Consider the following 18,647-nt stretch of genomic DNA (forward strand, 5'->3'; position numbering starts at 1 on the left):
ATAAAAACGAAGCTCTCCATTAGATGGAGACAAGTAACGGAGAGTCTCGAAATGGCGCGCCTTGCTGGATTCGAACCAGCGGCTTACTGCTTAGAAGGCAGTTACTCTATCCAGCTGAGTTAAAGGCGCACAGAAAAATTTAGCAGCCAAGGCTGCTAATAACTTGGAGCGGGTGATGGGAATCGAACCCACGTGTTCAGCTTGGAAGGCTGACATTCTACCATTGAACTACACCCGCACGGCGTTTCAACAGAAAATATTGTACCATACTGGAGATGAAATGTCAATAGCACATTAAAAAAACAGTCACATTGACTAAAAAAACGCGCTACTTATACTCATTCAAAGTCAAAATGCTGATTAGCTGAGTAAATACCGTTTTTTTCTTAAAACAATGTCACAAACCTCCTTCAGGAAACGTCTAATTATGTAGAAGCAAAAAGTGACGGTTTTGTAATATAAAAGTCACGTTAATGTCACGTTTATGATGTAGTATGGTATATGGTAATGTACAGGAAAGCAGATCCGCTTCCGACGGGAAAAAGCAACAAAAAAAGCGGAAGTGTCTCAGGATTATCTAACGCGGATATAGTATTTGGTAAAGATTAAGTTAAAAACTCATTCGAATTATTGACAAGCCTTTGTCAAAGTTGTATTATAGTATTAAAGTGCTTTGAGCTTTTATTCTCTTACATATACACGGATTGCTTTTGAGAAGAATGATAAAAAGGCTTACAGCTATCTGAAACAGCGTGAAAATAGCTTCGCATACCTGAGCTGCCCGAACATGGGCTAAGGCAAAGATACATGAACAAAAGATTTTTGTGAGGTTGTGTTCAAATGAAAAACAAGACAAAGGATCAGTGTGGCAGAAGAGGAGAGAGGGTGTTCAGCAATATATGCGTTTTCCCGAGCTTTATAGGAGTAATGCTCTTCTTCTTCGTTCCGTTCTGCATAGTTATATACTATTCCTTAATAAACAACCCAGTGCTTAAGGAATTTGTAGGGCTTGAAAACTACTTCAAGCTGTTCAGCAATGCCGCGTTCATAAAAGCAGTGAAAAATACGGCTTTCTTCTCGCTCGTATCAGTTCCGCTGGCAGTGGTACTTTCTCTCGGGCTTGCAATACTTCTCGAACGAAATATCCCTGGAAAGAGCATATTCAGGACCTTCTTCCTTAGTCCTCTCATGGTGCCCACGGCTTCGGTAGTACTGGTATGGCAGGTAATATTCCATAATCACGGAACTCTTAATCAGCTGATAGAGCATTTCGGCGGCAATTCTGTGGACTGGATAAAATCTCCTTACGGGCAGCTCGTAATAATATGTATGTTCCTGTGGAAAAATCTCGGTTACAACATGATACTCTTCATGTCTGCACTGTGCGCTATACCGAGGGACATAATCGAGGTCGCAGACCTTGAGGGCGCAGGAAGCTGGTACAAGTTCATACATATCAAGTTGAGATATCTTTCGCCGACAATACTTTTTGTGCTTATCCTCTCACTGATAAACTCATTCAAAATATTCCGCGAGGTATATCTCCTCACTGGAAACTATCCGCAGGATAAGCTGTATATGCTCCAGCACTTTATGAACAACACCTTCAACAGCCTTGATTATCAGAAGCTGTCGTCGGCTGCGGTGTTGCTGGCACTGGTAATGATAGTTATAATTGCGGTTCTCCTTATTGCCGAGAACATTTTCGGAAAGGATGTGGAGAACTGATGAAACTGAAAAGACTGACACTGAGACACAAGCGCAGGGTGTTCAACTGCATGATACTTGTATTCATATTCCTTGTAGCTCTTGTGTTCCTTATGCCTACTGTTCTGACGATAGCCAATTCCTTCATGACGTCTAAGGAGATAACCTCCAACTACGGCGCCATGTTCAAGAATATGATATCAGGAAAGAAGGACATTATTTCCGAAAATGTAAATCTGAAATTCATTCCCGACAAGGTTACCTTTGCGCAGTACAAAGCCGTGCTGATACAGAATTCCGACTACCTTATGAAGTTCTGGAACTCGGTTATTCTTACGGTGCCCATAACAGTATTCCAGATGCTCGTGGCAATACTCACGGCCTACGGTTTTTCAAGATATCCCAACAAGTTCAAGAGCATTATCTTCTTTGCGTACATCATACTTATGATAATGCCCTATCAGGTAACTCTCGTTCCGAATTTCCTTGTAGCGGACAAATTTAATATGCTTGATACCCGCAAGGCTATCATACTGCCGGCGATATTCTCACCGTTCAGCATATTCCTCTTGACAAAGGTAATGCGAAGGATACCTGTATCCTATGTGGAAGCTGCAAAACTTGACGGAGCCAGCGAGCTCAAGATACTCACAAAGATATACGTGCCACTATGTAAGGGCGCTATCGTTTCCATATCGATGCTGGTATTCATCGACTACTGGAATATGGTGGAACAGCCTATAGTACTTATGAAAAACAACAACCTTCATCCGTTGTCGGTATTCCTGTCAGAGATAAATACCGGGGATATCGGACTTGCATTTGCGGTGGGAACGGTATATATGATACCTACGGTGCTTATGTTCCTGTACGGAGAGGATTACCTCATAGAGGGAATATCCTATTCCGGCGGAATCAAGGGATAAGATAAAATGAAGAGATATTCTTTCACAAGGAGAATCAATATGAACGAATCAAAAGAAGTTAAGGAAATACTTGCGGAGAGAGGTGCAGTGGAAACAAGCTCGCCCGCAAGGAGAAGAGAGCTGATAAAGACGCTCATTATCGTATTTCTCGTTATAATGCTCATACTCACCTTCTTCTCGAATACAATAATGAACAGGTCTCTTGCTGAAGTAAGCACTGAGGCTGCAAACGCCGGAAAGCTCGTAGAGCGCATCAGCCGGACAGGCGTGGTAGAGTCTAACCAGTCCTACGACGTTACAGTGGACAGTAGCAAGACCATAAAGAAGATACATATTAAGGTCGGTCAGGAGATCAAGGCAGGTGACGTTCTTTTTACGGTGGATACCGTTAGCAGCAAGGAGCTCGAGTCCGAGGAAGAGACACTGGAAAGCGCGAAGCTTGAGTACCAGAAGGCTCTGCTCACTCTGCCTACCGATTATACCGCTGAAAATCAGAAGATAAGGATACTGCGTGAGGAGCTCAGCTCTCTTATCGCAAAGCGTGACGCCGCAAGAGCCAATGAGGGCATAGCCTCTGCGGCAAGGAGCGAGTACAACAGAAACAAGGCAGAGTTCGAAAGACTTACCGATGAAAGGACAAATTACGAAAGCACTGTAAGAATGCTTGACAGCGATTCGCTTGCGGACGCAGATATAGAGCTTATTGGCAACCTCGCTTCGCTTTATTTCGCTTATATCTCCGCTGAGGAGGAGTATACTGCAGCCTACGGCATATACGAAAAGGCTGTTGAGTCAGGCGAAAATGCCGAGATAGCAAAGGCAGATGCAGATGCCAAGCAGGCTGTAAGGGATTCCGCCAGGTCGGCTTACGATGAGGCAAAAATGTCTGTTCGCAGCGACCTCGTTGCAAGACTTGCCGAGATAAAGAGTACGTCCGCAGAGCTTTCTGCCAAGATAGAGGAATATACCGCAAATTACGGAAGCAGTAGCGAGGAATCCTACGAAACTCTTGCAGCAAGCGTTATTGCAAAGCAGAATGAGCTTGAATCCGAGCTAAATTCTCTTGCACAGACCCAGAAGAAGGACTCCATTGACGATCAGAAAGCTGCCCTTGACCTTGATGCCCAGAAAAAGGCGCTTGACAAGATGCAGGAGAAATTCGATAAGAAGAAAAAGGAAGCAAAATCTACAGAGGTCACTGCAAAATACGGTGGCGTCGTGAGCTCCATAAACGCAAGGCTTGACGAAAGTCCGATAGATGGCGTTCCAGCCGCGACTATAGATCTCGTTGAAGACGGATTTACTATCGTTCTTACGGGAGTTGAGCTAGAAAAAGCTAAAAAGCTCAAAAAGGGCATTTCTGCCGATGTGCTCAACAATTACAGGGGCGATGTCGAGGTTACTCTCAAGGAGATAAAGAATGACACGGCGTCAGGCTCGAAGTACAGACAGCTCGTATTTGACGTAAAGGGCGATGTTGTTGCCGGCGATAGCCTGAATCTTTCAATCCCTTGCGGAAGCGGCACCTATGACGCTATCATACCGAAGAGCGCCTACAGATCAGATAACAACGGAGGCTACGTATATATTGTAAACTCAAAGAATTCTCCTCTCGGGAACCGTTATTACGTTGAAAGGGTAGAGGTCAATCTCGCAGCCGAGGACGAGACCTCGTGCGCTATTGAAGGTGCTATCGGCAGAGGAGACTATGTTATTACCGCTTCAAGCAAGCCAATTGAACCGGGAGTTCAGGTCCGCATGAAGGATAAATAAGGCGGTGCGGACCTTATGAAAAAAAAATACAGACTGGGACAGATGATAATTGCGGCTGTCAATGCCGTAGCTGTTTTAGGTACGGTGATATTGACCGTTACTGGCGGCAATATGGCTCAGTCCCAGAGATATAATTACGCCGCGGAGCGCTGGAGGAACGGCAGCGACAAGGAATTCTCGCAGGTAAGCTGCTTTTTCAGTGAAGACGCGGAGTTTGAAACGAATGATGCCGAGGGCGTTCGCCAGATGCTTACAGATAAGCTTAGGGATGTAGCCATAACTCCTGAGGAGGGAAAGAAGCTCATTCCTCATGCGTACAGTGCCGTAGCCGGCAGAAGCATGGTCACCTGTGAGATATATGGCAAGTCTGAGGCGGAGATAACGGCTGTGGGAGGAGATTTTTTCCTGTTCAGGGACTTTGATCTTCTGGGAGGAGCCTTCTTCTCAGACGAAAGCTCCATGAAGGATGGTGCAGTTATCGACCGCGACCTTGCATTCGCTCTTTACGGCTCTGAGAATATTGCCGGCAAGAAGATATATATCGGAAATAACGAGCTTTTCGTTTCGGGAGTTATAGATACTCCCGAAACAAAGGCTGAAAAGAAGTGCAGGGAAAAAACACCTCAGATGTATATATCATATTATGCTGCTGGACTGATATTTGGCTCTGGAGGCGGCTACAGCATGGACTTCACTGACGAAAGGGACGAGTTCAGTAGGGTCACCTGCTATGAATGTGTATCCCCCGAGCCGGTGGAGAACTTCACCTATAGCAAGGTAAAGGATTATCTTGCCGAACTATATAAAGGAAAGATCAGCATAGTTAACAATAAAGAGCGCTTTCGGCCTGAAAATAGGACGAAAGCTCTGAAAAAGCTGAGCGAGTTGGTAATAAGGAAGGACAGTGTCGTATACCCATACTGGGAGAACGCCTCCAGACTTGTGGAGCTCAGGCTTTCATTTATCTATGGAGGGCGCAGGCTTCTCCTTGCAGTAATGCTTATAACTCTTGTATGCTTTATCGTAAGAGGGTATATAAGGTTTAAGAGAAAAAAACAAGATCTTAGACGGGCTGCCGAAGATATCTTCTCGGAGATACAGACAAAGCTGAGAAGAAGGCTACATAAAAAGGCAGAGCAGACCGGAAAAGAAAAGGCTCAGTAACTAAAGAAAAAATGAGCAGACAAAAGGAAGAAAAAATAAAAGAAAAAGGAGTAATTATGAAAAAGACACTACTCAGAAGGATCGCTGCTGCTACTGCAGCAGTTGCAGTCGCAGCTGGAAGCACATCATGCGGCGGAAAAAAAGGAAACAGCATCAAGGTAAAGCAAAAGGACAGCAAACAGCTTATGTCTGCGGCTTACCGTGCAATCGAAATTGAGACAGATATTGACAATGTAAGCGATATCTACAGGCTTGATAACGATAATATCCTCATTACAGGAAGGTCAAACGAGGATTATTCGACTCTTTTCTATAGCACGGATAACGATTTCAGCGAATTCAAAAAATGGGATCTTAGTATCCCTACCATTGAGCACGGCAACGTTGATACTCAGTGCTCTGTAGCAAGCGACGGAGAGATACTAGTTCTTGCCTCATTCTATGAGTACGGTGAAGATGCTGATATCTATGATCCCGAGCTCTTTGAAAGTGAAGAGATATCAGAAGACGGCAAAAAGAAGGAAGACGAAAATAAAGAAGATACTGATAAGTCAGAGGAAGAAAAGAAGGAAAGCGAGGAAGCTTCTGAGCCTGAAACTGCTGAGGCCTCAGAGGCTGAAAAGAAAGAGATCACCTCTGAAAACGCTGATGAGGATGAAGACGAGGAGTTCGACGAATATGACGAAGACGACTATATGGATGATAGTAAACATTATTCAAAGCTCTATGTAGTTGACGTCAACGGAAATATAAAGTCCGAAAAGGATGTTGAGGGAACTGATGCGCTGACTTACGGTGTTGGCAATATCGTTGCTATAGGCGGTGGAAAAGCTCTCATAACCGCATGGAACGAGGCTGGCGAGGCTCATTACGTACTGAATGCTGACGGCACTCTTGGAGAAGAGATAAAATGTGATGAGATAGATTATCTGTACGGTGTGGTCGCTGTGGATACGGATACTCTTCTTATGTACGGCTATGTTCAGTCGGCAGCAGGCATGAAGTTCATATTTAAGGATAGCAATACCTTAGCTACGAAGGACGCTGATTTCAACTTTGATGATGCGTCTGATGAGTTCAGCAATGCTCAGTTCTATGCAGGCTCTGGAGACTATAAGCTCTATGCCTCCACCTCTGAAGGCTTCTTCGGTATAAAGGAGGACGGAAAATCAGAAAAGCTTATAGACTGGATAGATTCCGACCTTGGATCCGGCAGCATGAGTACTTTCATCACAATGGAGAACGGTGACTTTGTTGCAGTATTCAACGACTATTACAGTAACAATGGTGGTAGCACGCTTTACAGGCTTTCAAAGCGTGATCCCTCAGAGCTTAGTAATGTCAAGGTGCTGACTATCGCATCGCTGAACGGAACATGGGAGCTCAACGAAAAGGTATCTGCATTCAACAAGGCGCACGATGATGTTCGCTTCAAGGTAATAGATTACAGCAAGTACGACGAGTATGATGAAGAGACTTATATGCTCAAGTCCTCCGGCGAAGATCAGTTCAAGAAGGATATCGTTGCAGGTGACGTTCCTGATATGCTCGTTTCATATTCAAACGGACCTGTCATGAGCCTTGCAAACAAGGGTCTGTTCGCAGATATGTATGAGCTGATTGACAAGGATCCGGATCTGAGCAGAGAGGACTTTTTACCGAATATTCTTAAGGCCGGTGAGTTCAAGGGAAAGCTTGTAGCATTTTCTCCTTCATTCTCGGTATCGACACTTGCTGTAAAGAAGAAATTTACTGACAAGGAAAACTGGACTGTAGACGATCTTATAAGCACTTACGAGAACCGTGCAAATAAGGATATGCACCTCATGGGCAACGATACAAAGGATTCCGTACTTGAGCTCCTTTATTATTCTCTCGGCGATTGCATAGATTACGAAAAGGGCACCTGTAGTTTTGATGATCCCGAGTTCAAGAAGCTTCTCACCTTCTGCGACGGCTTCGGTGCTTCAAAAATGTTCGATGAGGATGGAAAAATATCATTTGATGATGATTATAGTGCTGAAATGGAAGAATACTATGGAAGTGCTGCATACAGCAAGGAAAAGGTGCTCATCTATCAAGATTATTTAGGCTATACCGATGGCCTCGTTAGTTTACTCAATGGCGATCTTGCAGGCGAAGACTTTACTCTTGTAGGCTATCCTTCTAATGACGGAAAGGGAGGAATAATCAGCACAGAGCAGACCTATGCTATTCTTTCAACATCTGAAAACAAGGAATATTGCTGGGAGCTAATAAAAGGAACCGTAACTGAAGAGGTCGATGATGAGAATATGAGATATAACTATGGCTTCTCGTCTCTTAAGAAGAACTTTGATAAAACCCTTGACACGTGCATGAGCAAGCCTTACTACATAGATCCAGACGGAAAGAAGACAGAGTATGAGTATTCATATTACGATGGAACTAACAGTGTGGATATAAAGCCTCTTACAAAGGAGCAGAGAGATTTCATAGCCGATTATATTATAAACAGCACAAAGGCAGTGAATGACTTTGGCGCTGAGGTCGAGAACATAGTACAGGAAGAAGCAATGTCCTATCTTAAAGGCGAAAAGACAGCTGATGAGATAATCACAACACTTCAGAGCCGTATCTCTCTCATACTCAGCGAACAGCACTGACGGTCCAAAGACAATAAATAATTGTATATAAACAACCTCCTTAATTTCAGACACTGCCGCATATTTCCGCGGCAGTGTCTTTCCCATTATGGGCATATATTGACAAAGAAACGCAGAAATGATATACTTAGAACGTTATATGTTTCGGCAGATCATTTTGAGGACAGTGAAGCGTATGAGTAAACGGGCAAGGATAATATTTGCGGCTGTCATGCCATGTGCAGCAGCGGCTGTTTTTATATTCAGGGACTATATCATAGGCCTTGAGAGATATTTCAAAGGGTGCTCCTTCTATTCCGCGACAGGATATCTCTGTCCGGGCTGCGGGAACACAAGGAGCGTCAATGCCCTCTTGCACGGGCATATCCTCACTTCTGTAAGAAACAACCCACTTATACCGTTCTTGCTTCTGATGTTGCTGTTTGTTTATACCGAGAACCTCTTTGCGCTTTTTGGCAGGAATATAAAGCTGCTGCCATCCAATATAAGATATTGGGTAATAATTTCCTGCTTTTTTGCAGCCTTTTATATACTCAGGAACTTTCTGCCTGCTCTTGGTCCCGTATGATATGGACGTCAAAGCTCCTGAAAGCTCAGGAGCTTTGTAATTTCAAATATGATGACAAATCACATTTAATGTGGTATAATATATAGTATTACATAATACCTTTTTCGGAGTGTTAAAAATGAATAAATATAAAAAGCTTGTATTCAATACAGGTATATTTGCAATAGGCACATTTGGCTCAAAGATACTCGTATTGCTACTTAACCGTTTATATACAGCTAATCTCAGCTCAGACAGTATGGGAATAAAGGGACTTCTTATTACTGCTGCTCTGTTTTTACAGCCGATATTTACATTCGCTCTGCAGGAATATCTTATCCGCTTTGGACTTGATAAGGATTATGATAAACGTGAGGTATTCAATACTTCAGCAGTAATGACTGCCGCAGGCATGGCGCTTATGACGCTGGTACTGCCCTTCCTCGGCTATATCCCAGCGCTTGACTTTATAAAAGGATATACTGTGCTTCTTCTTATATATGTTGTAACTTCATCGTTCCGTATGTTGTGTCAGCAGTTTGTACGAGCCCTTGACAAGGTAAAGCTTTTCTCAATAGATGGTATTTTTGCGGCGTTGACGCTACTTGTATTCAATATCATATTCATATCAGTTCTGCATTGGGGCGTAAAGGGCTTCATGCTGGCGACCATACTTTCTGATCTCTGTTCCACGATATTCCTATTTACTGCTGCGAAGCTAAGGGAATATACCGGCGCAGAATTCTTTAATAAGAAACTAGCAGTGGAGATGCTGAGATTTGCCGGTCCCTTTATACCGACTATAGTAATGTGGACCATAACAAGCCTTTCGGACAGACTTTTCATAAATAAGATGCACAGTGATTATTATAAGCTCGGGAAATCGGCTGCGGGAATATATGATTGTGCAAATGTTATACCAAATCTTATTTCTATGGTGTCCACTATTTTCTATCAGGCATGGAGTATGTCCGCAATAAGCGAAAACTCCTCCTCAGATAGGAACAGGTTTTACGGAAAGGTCTATTCAGCCTATGAAGCGATGCTGTTTATTGCTGCGGCTGCTCTGCTTATTATAGTAAAACCCGTGACCTCGATATTCATGGTGTCAGAAAAATATAGCGAATATGCCACTGTATACCAGTATACACCTATACTGATAGCGGCTGTGGTCTTCATGAGCCTGAACCAGTTCCTAGGAAGTATATATTCCGCTACAAAGCATCCAAAAAACTCATTCTGGACGGCGCTTGTTGCCTGTGGAGTAAATCTCCCAATGAACTTTTTCCTCATACCGTTATGGGGAATACAGGGAGCAGCAGTTGCGACTCTTCTGAGCTATCTTATATGCTTTTGGGCTCGTATAATCGATGCGAGGTATTATGTACCATTCCGCTTTGATGGCTTGAAAAACCTTGCAAATACAGCCATACTGCTCGGAATGTGCATTATGATGATATTTGAAGTCAAGCTTTATATTGTATGGATGCTGCTTTTTGCAGCGGTTATCGCAGCTTTCAATTACAAGGCTTTGCTTATCACCGTGAACAAGCTCCTCAAAAGGAACTGAATCCTGCACATGCGTCATTAAACAATGAAAATCAAATCAAAATAAAATAAAAAGGAGGGCTTATTATGCCGACACCACACAACAATGCAAAGGATAGAGATATCGCAAAAACGGTTCTCATGCCGGGAGATCCTCTGAGAGCAAAATACATCGCTGAGAACTATCTAGAAAACTATGTTTGTTACAACGAGGTCAGAGGAATGCTTGGCTTTACTGGTACCTACAAAGGCGTCCCTGTTTCCGTACAGGGTAGTGGCATGGGTATGCCTTCCATAGGTATATACTCGTGGGAACTTTTCAACAGCTACGGCGTGGAAAATATTATCCGTGTTGGTACTGCTGGCTCGGTAGCGGATAATGTGGAGCTACGTGACATAGTTATAGGCATGAGTGCGAGCACCAATTCAGCATATGCCTCACAGTACAGGCTTCCAGGCACTTATGCTCCCACAGCCTCGTGGGAGCTGCTCTCAGCAGCCGTAAAGGCAGCGGAGGCAAAGGGGAGCACCTTTCATGTTGGTAATATCCTTTCGAGCGACACCTTCTACGATGATGCCAACAGTCTTGCAGACTGGCAGAAAATGGGCGTGCTAGCTATTGAAATGGAGGCTGCTGCACTTTATATGAACGCAGCAAGAGCTGGAAAAAACGCCCTCTGCGTACTTACAGTATCGGACTGTCCGCTTAAAGGATTATCAACGACTGCTGAGGAGAGACAGACCACGTTCCGTGAAATGATGGAGATTGCGCTTGAAGCGGCTGTATCTCTCAAATAAAAGGGGAAAAATGGAAATTTAAAAATTAATATTAGTTTAAGATTACTTTAAGATTATTTTAAGGTTGAAACGGTATATTATAAGTGGATTAAGTAATCCCCCAATTCCCCTTCTATATTTATTCATTTCATTTTTTTAGGCTATGCATTATATGCATAGCTTTTTACTTTTTCGGGATAACGGACTTTTGCTGCTGCATGTTGTATACTCAGCGCAGAGGTTAAAGGAGCTCCCGAAGAACAGGGGGGCAGGGAGGACACTATGGACAGTAACAATAAAGCTAAGGAAAAGATAACAGTAAAGAGTGAGAGTGATGTTTATGCTGAGAATTTAAGCAAGAATAGCTTTGGCAGTACTTCTCTTATAATTGGAGTTCTAACGGTGCTTGGCTGTATGTGCTTTTACGTGGGGGGGATACCTTTTGCTCTGATTGGGATAATTTTCGGTATCGTTGGTATACCGAACAGCAATGGCAGAAAAATGGCTGTAGCCGGACTTTTGCTCAGTATAGTAATGCTGGTTTTCAGTTATATGATATGGGATGCGAAAAAAGGCGATGTGCCGGCGTTCATCAAGACTTGAGCAGGGTACTGACGACTACAATGCATTTTTTTCATCTGACTGCGCGTACGGTTCAATGGGGGGGACGCGTCCCCCATATTTTGTGAAAACATGATCTGATACGGTTTGCATTGTGGAATACTTATAATGCAAGCCGGTCATTTTTGTGCAAAAGGCGGAACTTAAAAATATTCAATGGTTTGTTCCAGTGAATTCATGCTATTTCAGTCTCCCTTATAAAGGAGCCTTTCAGAGCTCGGAACAATGAGCTTACATATAGTGGAATGATGCTGCATTCGTTATAAAAAGGCGCAGCAGTTCCTCGCCGGGAACTGCTGCGCCTTTTCATGGGGAAAGGGGAAGAGGATCAATCCTCGTTGTTTTGGCTTGATTTTTTGAATCTGGACTTCTGTCCGAGATTGAGTGATATAGTGAGTATCTTGTCTGACTTGAAGAGTTTCAGCGCAAAGAACATCACTATTGCGAAAAATACTATCTGGTAAGCTAATCCGCCCCAGAACGCGACATGATTGCCGAACATCAGGTTTGGCATAGCTGTGAAGGTGTGAGTGAAGGGGATAGCCCATATTATGAACTTTGCGGCTGTAGGTAAAGAGTTCACATCAGCGAACAAAGTTACCAGCCATGGTATCATGACCATCATCATTATGGGAAGTAGCATTGTCTGTGCAGACTTACTGTCATTTACCAGTGCGCCAAGGATAATGGATATCGCAAGACATATCATAATGGTGATGAAGAGCTGTAATCCGATAAGCAGGTAATCTCCTGCGCCCAGTGTAAGTCCCAACTGCTTCATGGCATCGCTGGACGAAATTATACTGGAAGCCGCAGACTGTATGCTGTTGCTGACTTCCTCTGAGACAGCACTCGTCATACCTTTTGTATAAGAGGAGAAGCCTATCATCATCACTCCTGCATTGAGGAGAGCTACGATAGCAGCTGCCAGCATTTTTGCTGTTATTATAGAACCTCTTGAGATAGGTGCTGAAAGAAGAGTTTCAAGGGTCTTGTCAATCTTCTCGTTTGATATTGAAGCTATCAGTGACTGTGAGGTCAGCATAATGAGCATCATAACGATAAGAGGAAGTATCATATTCTGCGTGAGAAGCTTTGTCATTATAGACGAACTGGAAATCTTCGCAGACTTGTCAGCAACTACTGTATGCTCTGTAACGGTAAGGGGGGCCTCGATAATACCGAGCTCCTTCTCGGACACGCCCTGTTGCTCTGCAAGCTTAAGAGCTACAAATCCGTTGATAAGTGATATCGTACCCTCTGTGCCTCCGGTCATTCCGCTGAATGTTGAAACCGACTGAACCTTGTTTATGGAGAGTATCTCGGGCTTCTTACCATTTTTCAATGTTTCACCGAAGCCCTTTGGTATCACCACGTAGCTTTTTAGCTTTTTCTGATTTTTAAAGGGAGCAGCGAGATCATTTTCATCAGCAGCAACAAAATTCACTTTACTGCCGTTTGAATTGAAGTACTCTAGCATTTCCTTGGTGATATCGGAAGCGTCCATATTGCATAAGTTTATCTGCGGATTCTTTGCGTCGTTCACTATCTCATTCGTAGCTGACTGCATAACGTTTCCCATTATAAGGAATATACTCAGAACGAATACGAGAGATAAGAGCATCTGTTTGTTTATGAGCTCTGAGAGTTCCTTTTTGAGAAGGTTAATGAACTTCATTTTCGTTCACCACCTTTTCAAAAACGTGTTCAAGATTTGGAACACCGTAGCGTTCTTTTAATTCGTCTGCTCTTCCGGTCACCATAAGGTGCCCCTTGGATATTATACCTATACGATCCGAGACGAATTCTATCTCGAGCATATTATGTGACGAGAGAAGGAAGGACATTCCTTCTTCTTCTGCAAGCTTTTTTATCATCTTGCGTATCTCTATGGCGTTGAGCACATCGAGACCGCTCGTGGGTTCGTCAAGTATGGCAAGTTTAGGCTTGGTCATAACTGCTCTTGAAAGGAGGAGTTTGCGGATCATGCCGCGGCTGTAACTGCCTATCTTGTCGTTGAGCCTTTCTCCGAGACCACATATATTCTTTGCACGGTCAACGAAGCCGTTAAGCTTATCTATATCCGTGGTGAAAAGCCCTGCCATGAATCTCAGATACTTGATACCCGTCATCTGCTTATAGGCACCAGCTTCGTCTGGAAGGTAGGTTATACATTCTCTAACTTTTTCTGGTTCCTTGATTATGCTGTGACCATCTACTATAGCGTCGCCAGATGTAGGTGCGAGGAGAGTCGATATCATACGTATTGTAGTAGTCTTACCAGCACCGTTAGGACCGATAAGAGCAAATATTTCACCCTCGCTTATATCAAAAGAGACCTTGTCCGCCGCAAGCACCTTTGTGTACTGCTTGGAAAGTTCTTTTACTTCTAAAACGTTTGCCAAGATATCTCTCCTTTTCATTGTGGAGTTTATATTGAATCTATTACTTTTTCCATTATCATAATACCACAAAAATCACAAAAAGTCAATACAAAACGTAGAAACGAATGCAAATTTTACACTTTTTTAATAAAAATGAAATTTGCTTCCGAAAATTCAAAAATGAGGCGAAAAAAATTGGTCAAATCTACAGTCTGAACAGTTTCTGTTTGTATAGTATTATTATAAAACAGTATAATTAAACTAAATTATAACAGGTAAAAGATATTATTTATATTTGTGGTACACTGGTTTTCTTGACATTATACAATAAATTTGATATACTAACTTTAATGGATAATGGCAGTGACGAAAAGCTGCCTTCGGCTGTCTGTGCGCATAATTCCCGACACAGGGGAGCGTGCGCTTTTTTGTTTGTTGAGGCGGCTGAAATGACGGAGATTCGCGGAAAGGCGGTGAGCTTGCAATGAAGGAATATATGCGAAGAATAGCTGCAGTAGCGCTGTCGTTATGGCTGTTTGCAGCCTGCGGTACGCAGACTTCCGGAGCCTTTGCGGCTGAAAATAATGTATCCGAGGCGCTCGTCGTGGATTATTACAGCATAGAGCCCATTGACAGCGGACTTCTCACCTTCAGCGAGTATCACGACAAATACTTCGGGGAGGAGCGCCCCGGCTGCGAGATAGTGCTGAACTCTGAGGATGTCGCCACTGTTGAGGGAGATATCACTACAGGCAGCTATACCTCTGATGATGGAGAGACAAGGGATAGGGTCGTACTGTGGAGTAGTGCTTCAGGCAGTCTGACCTACAGTATGGATGTGCCGGAGACCGGTAATTATTGCATTATGGCGAATTATTGCCCAATGCATTCGGGAAGTCCCGATATAGAGCTGGAAATGAGGATAGACGGTAGCCTTCCCTACGATACGGCTTCGCACATCTGTCTCGGAAGAGTATGGACAAATGAGCATGAGATATACACCGACAGTCGCGGAAATCAGGTGCGCCCTGCACAGGTGCAGCGCTCGATGTGGAAAAGCTTGTTATTCGGAGACCCAGACGGACTTTTCAGCGAATCTCTGTTCGTATATCTTGAAAAGGGAAGTCATGAGCTTAGCTTTACCTCTGAAAGAGCGCAGCTTGCCATAGACAGCATAAAGCTCTTTGCTCCTGAGGAACTGCCGTCATACAGCGAATATGCAGCGTCGGCAGGCGCTCCGTTTATAGCTGAAGAAACTGCCTCTGCACTGTTCAGAATAGAAGGGGAAAACGCGGTATATAAGTCAGACCCTATGCTCTATCCAACCTTTGACAACAGCAGCTACCTTGCTTCACCCTCAGACCCGAGAAAAATGGTTTACAATACTCTCGGCAGCGGAAATTGGAAAAAGGCTTTACAGACGGTGACATGGGAGATACCCAAGGAGGAGATCGGCTCTGGCGGCTGGTATAAAATAGGTATAAAGGCAAGACAGGATCAGATACGCGGCTTTGATTCAAATAGGCGTATATATATCGACGGAAAAGTGCCATGCAATGAGCTTGACCGCGTGAAGTTCAGTTACAGCAAGGACTGGACGGTGGTCAGTCCCGAGGGTATATACGTATGGCTGGAGGGTGGCAGGAGCCACACCTTCACTATGGAAGCCGTTCCAGGCGATATAGGCGAATATCTTCGCAGGCTCGAAGCAGATGTTAAGGAGCTCAATACTTGTTACCGCAAGGTGCTGATGATAACGGGACCTTCTCCCGACAAATACACTGATTATTATGTACACGAAAAGATACCCGGACTTGTGGACGAGCTCGCAAGGATATCCGCGGAGCTCAGAGATATACAGAAGGGGATAGAGTCCCTTTCTGGCAGTAGGGGCACCGAGGCAGCTGTACTGGAGAATATGGCGGTGATACTGGACAAGTGCACCGAAAAGCCTCTGAGAATACCGAATTACCTTTCCCAGATAAAGGACGGTATCGCCTCACTATCCGCATGGATGAGGGAAAACCGTGATCAGCCCCTTGAAGTTGACTATATAGAATTTGCCACAGCTGACAGAGCTTTTTCAAGCTGCGACGAGAAACTGGGAAAGTCATTGAAATTCGGATTCGATGCTTTTATAGGCTCTTTTTTTGAGGACTACACCACCCTTTCGGATATCGAAGGTGAGGAAGCTATAGAGGTATGGGTGGCTCTTGGACGGGATCAGGCACAGGTTGTAAAGGAAATGACCGAAAATAAGTTCATGCAGGAGACGGGCATACCAGTCTCGGTGAACCTTGTCACGGGAGGAGTTTTGGAAGCCTCACTTGCAGGTAAGGGACCAGATGTTGCCTTATTCCTTGGGGGGGAGTTCCCCGTTAATCTTGCAGCCCGTGGTATGCTTATGGATATGTCGCAGTTTGAGGACTTCGGCGAGGTAAAGGAGCGCTTTCAGGGGAATGCCATGACCCAATATGCCTACAACGGAGGCTGCTACGGACTGCCTGTGAGCCAGTCCTTCCCCATGATGTTCTACAGAACGGACGTTCTTACGGAACTGGGATACAGCTCGCCGCCAGAAACATGGCAGGACCTCATAGATATGTTGCCTGCTCTCCAAAGAAACTATATGTCAGCAGGACTTGTGCTTCCGCCCAACAATATATCTCCGGCTACAGAATCAGGTCATACCTTCGCCCTGCTCATGCTACAAAAGGGCCTGAATTACTACAATCCGGAGATGACTGCCTCTTCCTTCGATAAAGTCGAGGCTGTGCAGTCCTTTGAAGAGTGGACGGATTTCTATACAAAGTATTGCTTTGAGCAGACCTACGACGCATTCAGCCGTTTCAGGACAGGTGAATACCCTATAGTTATCGCAAATTATACCTTCTTCAATCAGCTCACGGCAGCTGCTCCGGAAATAAACGGCTTGTGGGACTTCTGTCCTGTGCCCGGCACCGAAAGAGATAACGGTACGGTGTCTCATGCGGCAAATTCTAACGGTGCAGGAGCTGTTATATTCAATAAGGTGAAGAACAAAGAGAATGCATGGGAATTCGTCAAGTGGTTTACGGATACGGAAACGCAGGTTGAGTTCGCTTCACAGATAGAGGGGCTTCTTGGAACTATTGGACGCTTCGATACTGCGAATGTAGAAGCGCTGGAACGTATGTCGTGGTCTGACGGTGAGCTTGAAAGGCTCCGCGCACAGCAAGAAGAGCTGGAGGAGATACCTATAACACCTGCTTCTTATGCGGTGACGAGAAATATAATGAACGCATTCAGAGAGACTATAAACGAGAACCGGAATCCCCGTGATACCCTTATATGGTACAACAGGGACATAAACGAGGAGATAACGCGAAAGCGCAAAAACCTCGGTTTTAGCGTGGAGCCTACGTAGGCTAACCACACGGTCACTTGTAAACTCGTTTATTGTTTTCAAAACTAATAATCGTACATCGTTTTTATGCACTTTTAATTACGCATTAAGAATTAATTTGACTATCATTTGTGTATCGAAAGTAGGGGCCGATATTATCCGCCTGTTAATGAACAATAAAACTATTAGAGCGATGTGGCATCGTCTCCTACGAAGTATTGAAAAGAAAGGAGTGTGTGAAAAATGGCGGTAAAATCAAAAAAACACGGCAAAGGCGAGCTGTGGCGCGATATAAAGCGCAATAAAGCCTGCTATGGCATGCTAGCACCCTTTATGATATTTTTCATCGTATTTACTGTGATACCGGTAGTCATGTCCCTGCCTATGGGTTTTACCGACTTTGATATGGTAAGCACTCCGAAGTATGTAGGACTTTCAAACTTTGCTACCCTTTTCCTTTCTGACAAGATATTCATACGCTCCATAAGGGTAACGTTGGTGTTCGCTTTCCTTACAGGACCTGTCAGCTACGTGCTTTGTTTCCTGCTGGCATGGCTTATAAACGAGATGCACCCTAAGCTGAAAACTCTGTTCACACTTATATTCTACGTGCCGTCAATGGCTAATGTATACACTGTATGGCAGCTCATATTCAGCGGAGACATGAACGGCTATATGAATTCTTTCCTTATAAACCTCGGTATAATAAGCTCGCCTGTACAGTGGCTCACTGACGGCAGATATGTCCTCGGCGTCACTATAGTAGTGCAACTATGGATATCTCTCGGAGCAGGCTTTCTTGCACTCCGCGCAGGCTTTCAGAATATTGACCGCTCCATGTATGAAGCAGGCGCTATAGAGGGTATACGCAGCCGCTGGCAGGAGCTCATATACATTGTTATACCCTCAATGGGACCTCAGCTCATGTTTGCAGCGGTCATGCAGATAGTCAGCTCATTTACCGCAGGCACTGTGGCACAGAATCTTGTGGGCTTCCCCAGCACTGACTATAAGGCGCATACTATCATGACACACGCCTTCGACTACGGCTGGCAACGCTTTGAAATGGGCTATGCTTCGGCGATATGCATGATACTCTTTATCGCTATGTTCCTGTGCAGCAGGCTCATAAGCAAGGTCCTCGGCAAATATACGGACTGAGGAGGCGGA

The 18,647-nt window shown here is 44.3% G+C and carries 13 protein-coding genes and 2 tRNA genes; 11 read left to right on the forward strand and 4 right to left on the reverse strand.

From position 1 onward, the window contains the following. Window positions 1–52 precede the first annotated feature (52 nt). Window positions 53–129, reverse strand: a tRNA-Arg gene (locus J6U00_RS09335). A gap of 35 nt (window positions 130–164) precedes the next feature. Then, a tRNA-Gly gene (locus J6U00_RS09340) sits at window positions 165–238 on the reverse strand. Between the two features lie 602 nt (window positions 239–840). Between J6U00_RS09340 and J6U00_RS09345 the strand changes: the two genes are divergently transcribed. The 9 genes from J6U00_RS09345 (at window position 841) to J6U00_RS09385 (ending at window position 11,690) form a co-directional block, all read left to right on the forward strand. Further along, on the forward strand, window positions 841–1,728 hold the full coding sequence (locus J6U00_RS09345; RefSeq protein WP_296581252.1) for a sugar ABC transporter permease: 888 nt from the start codon (window positions 841–843) through the stop codon (window positions 1,726–1,728). Further along, on the forward strand, window positions 1,728–2,633 hold the full coding sequence (locus J6U00_RS09350; protein WP_296581253.1) for a carbohydrate ABC transporter permease: 906 nt from the start codon (window positions 1,728–1,730) through the stop codon (window positions 2,631–2,633). Before J6U00_RS09345 ends, J6U00_RS09350 begins: the two co-directional genes overlap by 1 nt. 39 nt (window positions 2,634–2,672) lie before the next feature. Continuing rightward, window positions 2,673–4,406, forward strand: coding sequence for a biotin/lipoyl-binding protein (locus J6U00_RS09355; RefSeq protein ID WP_296581254.1), 1,734 nt, complete (start codon window positions 2,673–2,675; stop codon window positions 4,404–4,406). A gap of 15 nt (window positions 4,407–4,421) precedes the next feature. Next, entirely contained in the window at window positions 4,422–5,570 is a 1,149-nt protein-coding gene (locus tag J6U00_RS09360; protein WP_296581255.1) for an ABC transporter permease, read from the forward strand. Between the two features lie 56 nt (window positions 5,571–5,626). Then, window positions 5,627–8,215 (forward strand): hypothetical protein, encoded by a 2,589-nt coding sequence (locus J6U00_RS09365; protein WP_296581256.1) that lies wholly within the window; start codon window positions 5,627–5,629, stop codon window positions 8,213–8,215. 175 nt (window positions 8,216–8,390) lie between these two features. Continuing rightward, a complete protein-coding gene (locus J6U00_RS09370) occupies window positions 8,391–8,783 on the forward strand; it encodes a DUF2752 domain-containing protein (RefSeq protein WP_296581258.1) in 393 nt (130 codons plus the stop codon). Window positions 8,784–8,901: 118 nt separating this feature from the next. Beyond that, window positions 8,902–10,332, forward strand: coding sequence for a polysaccharide biosynthesis C-terminal domain-containing protein (locus J6U00_RS09375; protein WP_296581260.1), 1,431 nt, complete (start codon window positions 8,902–8,904; stop codon window positions 10,330–10,332). 65 nt (window positions 10,333–10,397) lie between these two features. Beyond that, window positions 10,398–11,108: a purine-nucleoside phosphorylase gene (gene deoD, locus J6U00_RS09380; protein ID WP_296581262.1), complete on the forward strand. Its 711-nt coding sequence runs from the start codon at window positions 10,398–10,400 to the stop codon at window positions 11,106–11,108. A gap of 261 nt (window positions 11,109–11,369) precedes the next feature. Beyond that, window positions 11,370–11,690, forward strand: coding sequence for a hypothetical protein (locus J6U00_RS09385; RefSeq protein WP_296581264.1), 321 nt, complete (start codon window positions 11,370–11,372; stop codon window positions 11,688–11,690). Window positions 11,691–12,036: 346 nt separating this feature from the next. Here the strand turns inward: J6U00_RS09385 and J6U00_RS09390 are convergent, their stop codons facing one another. After that, the gene (locus tag J6U00_RS09390; protein WP_296581267.1) at window positions 12,037–13,386 is read right to left on the reverse strand and encodes an ABC transporter permease; all 1,350 of its coding nucleotides are present in this window, start codon (window positions 13,384–13,386) and stop codon (window positions 12,037–12,039) included. Continuing rightward, the gene (locus J6U00_RS09395; RefSeq protein WP_296581269.1) at window positions 13,373–14,113 is read right to left on the reverse strand and encodes an ABC transporter ATP-binding protein; all 741 of its coding nucleotides are present in this window, start codon (window positions 14,111–14,113) and stop codon (window positions 13,373–13,375) included. Before J6U00_RS09395 ends, J6U00_RS09390 begins: the two co-directional genes overlap by 14 nt. 463 nt (window positions 14,114–14,576) lie before the next feature. Between J6U00_RS09395 and J6U00_RS09400 the strand changes: the two genes are divergently transcribed. Both J6U00_RS09400 and J6U00_RS09405 read left to right on the forward strand, forming a co-directional pair. Then, entirely contained in the window at window positions 14,577–17,498 is a 2,922-nt protein-coding gene (locus tag J6U00_RS09400) for an extracellular solute-binding protein (RefSeq protein WP_296581271.1), read from the forward strand. Between the two features lie 222 nt (window positions 17,499–17,720). Then, complete coding sequence (locus tag J6U00_RS09405; protein ID WP_296581273.1) at window positions 17,721–18,638, forward strand: sugar ABC transporter permease; 918 nt, start codon at window positions 17,721–17,723, stop codon at window positions 18,636–18,638. Window positions 18,639–18,647 lie beyond the last annotated feature (9 nt).

The organism is Ruminococcus sp., from assembly GCF_017650195.1.
Classification (GTDB): Bacteria; Bacillota; Clostridia; order Oscillospirales; family Ruminococcaceae; genus Ruminococcus.

Excerpts from the sequence above, each read along its gene's own strand:
- J6U00_RS09345 (WP_296581252.1), top strand. The coding sequence starts at position 841 with ATGAAAAACAAGACAAAGGATCAGTGTGGCAGAAGAGGAGAGAGGGTG.
- J6U00_RS09350 (WP_296581253.1), top strand. The coding sequence starts at position 1,728 with ATGAAACTGAAAAGACTGACACTGAGACACAAGCGCAGGGTGTTCAAC.
- J6U00_RS09355 (WP_296581254.1), top strand. The coding sequence starts at position 2,673 with ATGAACGAATCAAAAGAAGTTAAGGAAATACTTGCGGAGAGAGGTGCA.
- J6U00_RS09360 (WP_296581255.1), top strand. The coding sequence starts at position 4,422 with ATGAAAAAAAAATACAGACTGGGACAGATGATAATTGCGGCTGTCAAT.
- J6U00_RS09365 (WP_296581256.1), top strand. The coding sequence starts at position 5,627 with ATGAAAAAGACACTACTCAGAAGGATCGCTGCTGCTACTGCAGCAGTT.
- J6U00_RS09370 (WP_296581258.1), top strand. The coding sequence starts at position 8,391 with ATGAGTAAACGGGCAAGGATAATATTTGCGGCTGTCATGCCATGTGCA.
- J6U00_RS09375 (WP_296581260.1), top strand. The coding sequence starts at position 8,902 with ATGAATAAATATAAAAAGCTTGTATTCAATACAGGTATATTTGCAATA.
- deoD (WP_296581262.1), top strand. The coding sequence starts at position 10,398 with ATGCCGACACCACACAACAATGCAAAGGATAGAGATATCGCAAAAACG.
- J6U00_RS09385 (WP_296581264.1), top strand. The coding sequence starts at position 11,370 with ATGGACAGTAACAATAAAGCTAAGGAAAAGATAACAGTAAAGAGTGAG.
- J6U00_RS09390 (WP_296581267.1), bottom strand. The coding sequence starts at position 13,386 with ATGAAGTTCATTAACCTTCTCAAAAAGGAACTCTCAGAGCTCATAAAC.
- J6U00_RS09400 (WP_296581271.1), top strand. The coding sequence starts at position 14,577 with ATGAAGGAATATATGCGAAGAATAGCTGCAGTAGCGCTGTCGTTATGG.
- J6U00_RS09405 (WP_296581273.1), top strand. The coding sequence starts at position 17,721 with ATGGCGGTAAAATCAAAAAAACACGGCAAAGGCGAGCTGTGGCGCGAT.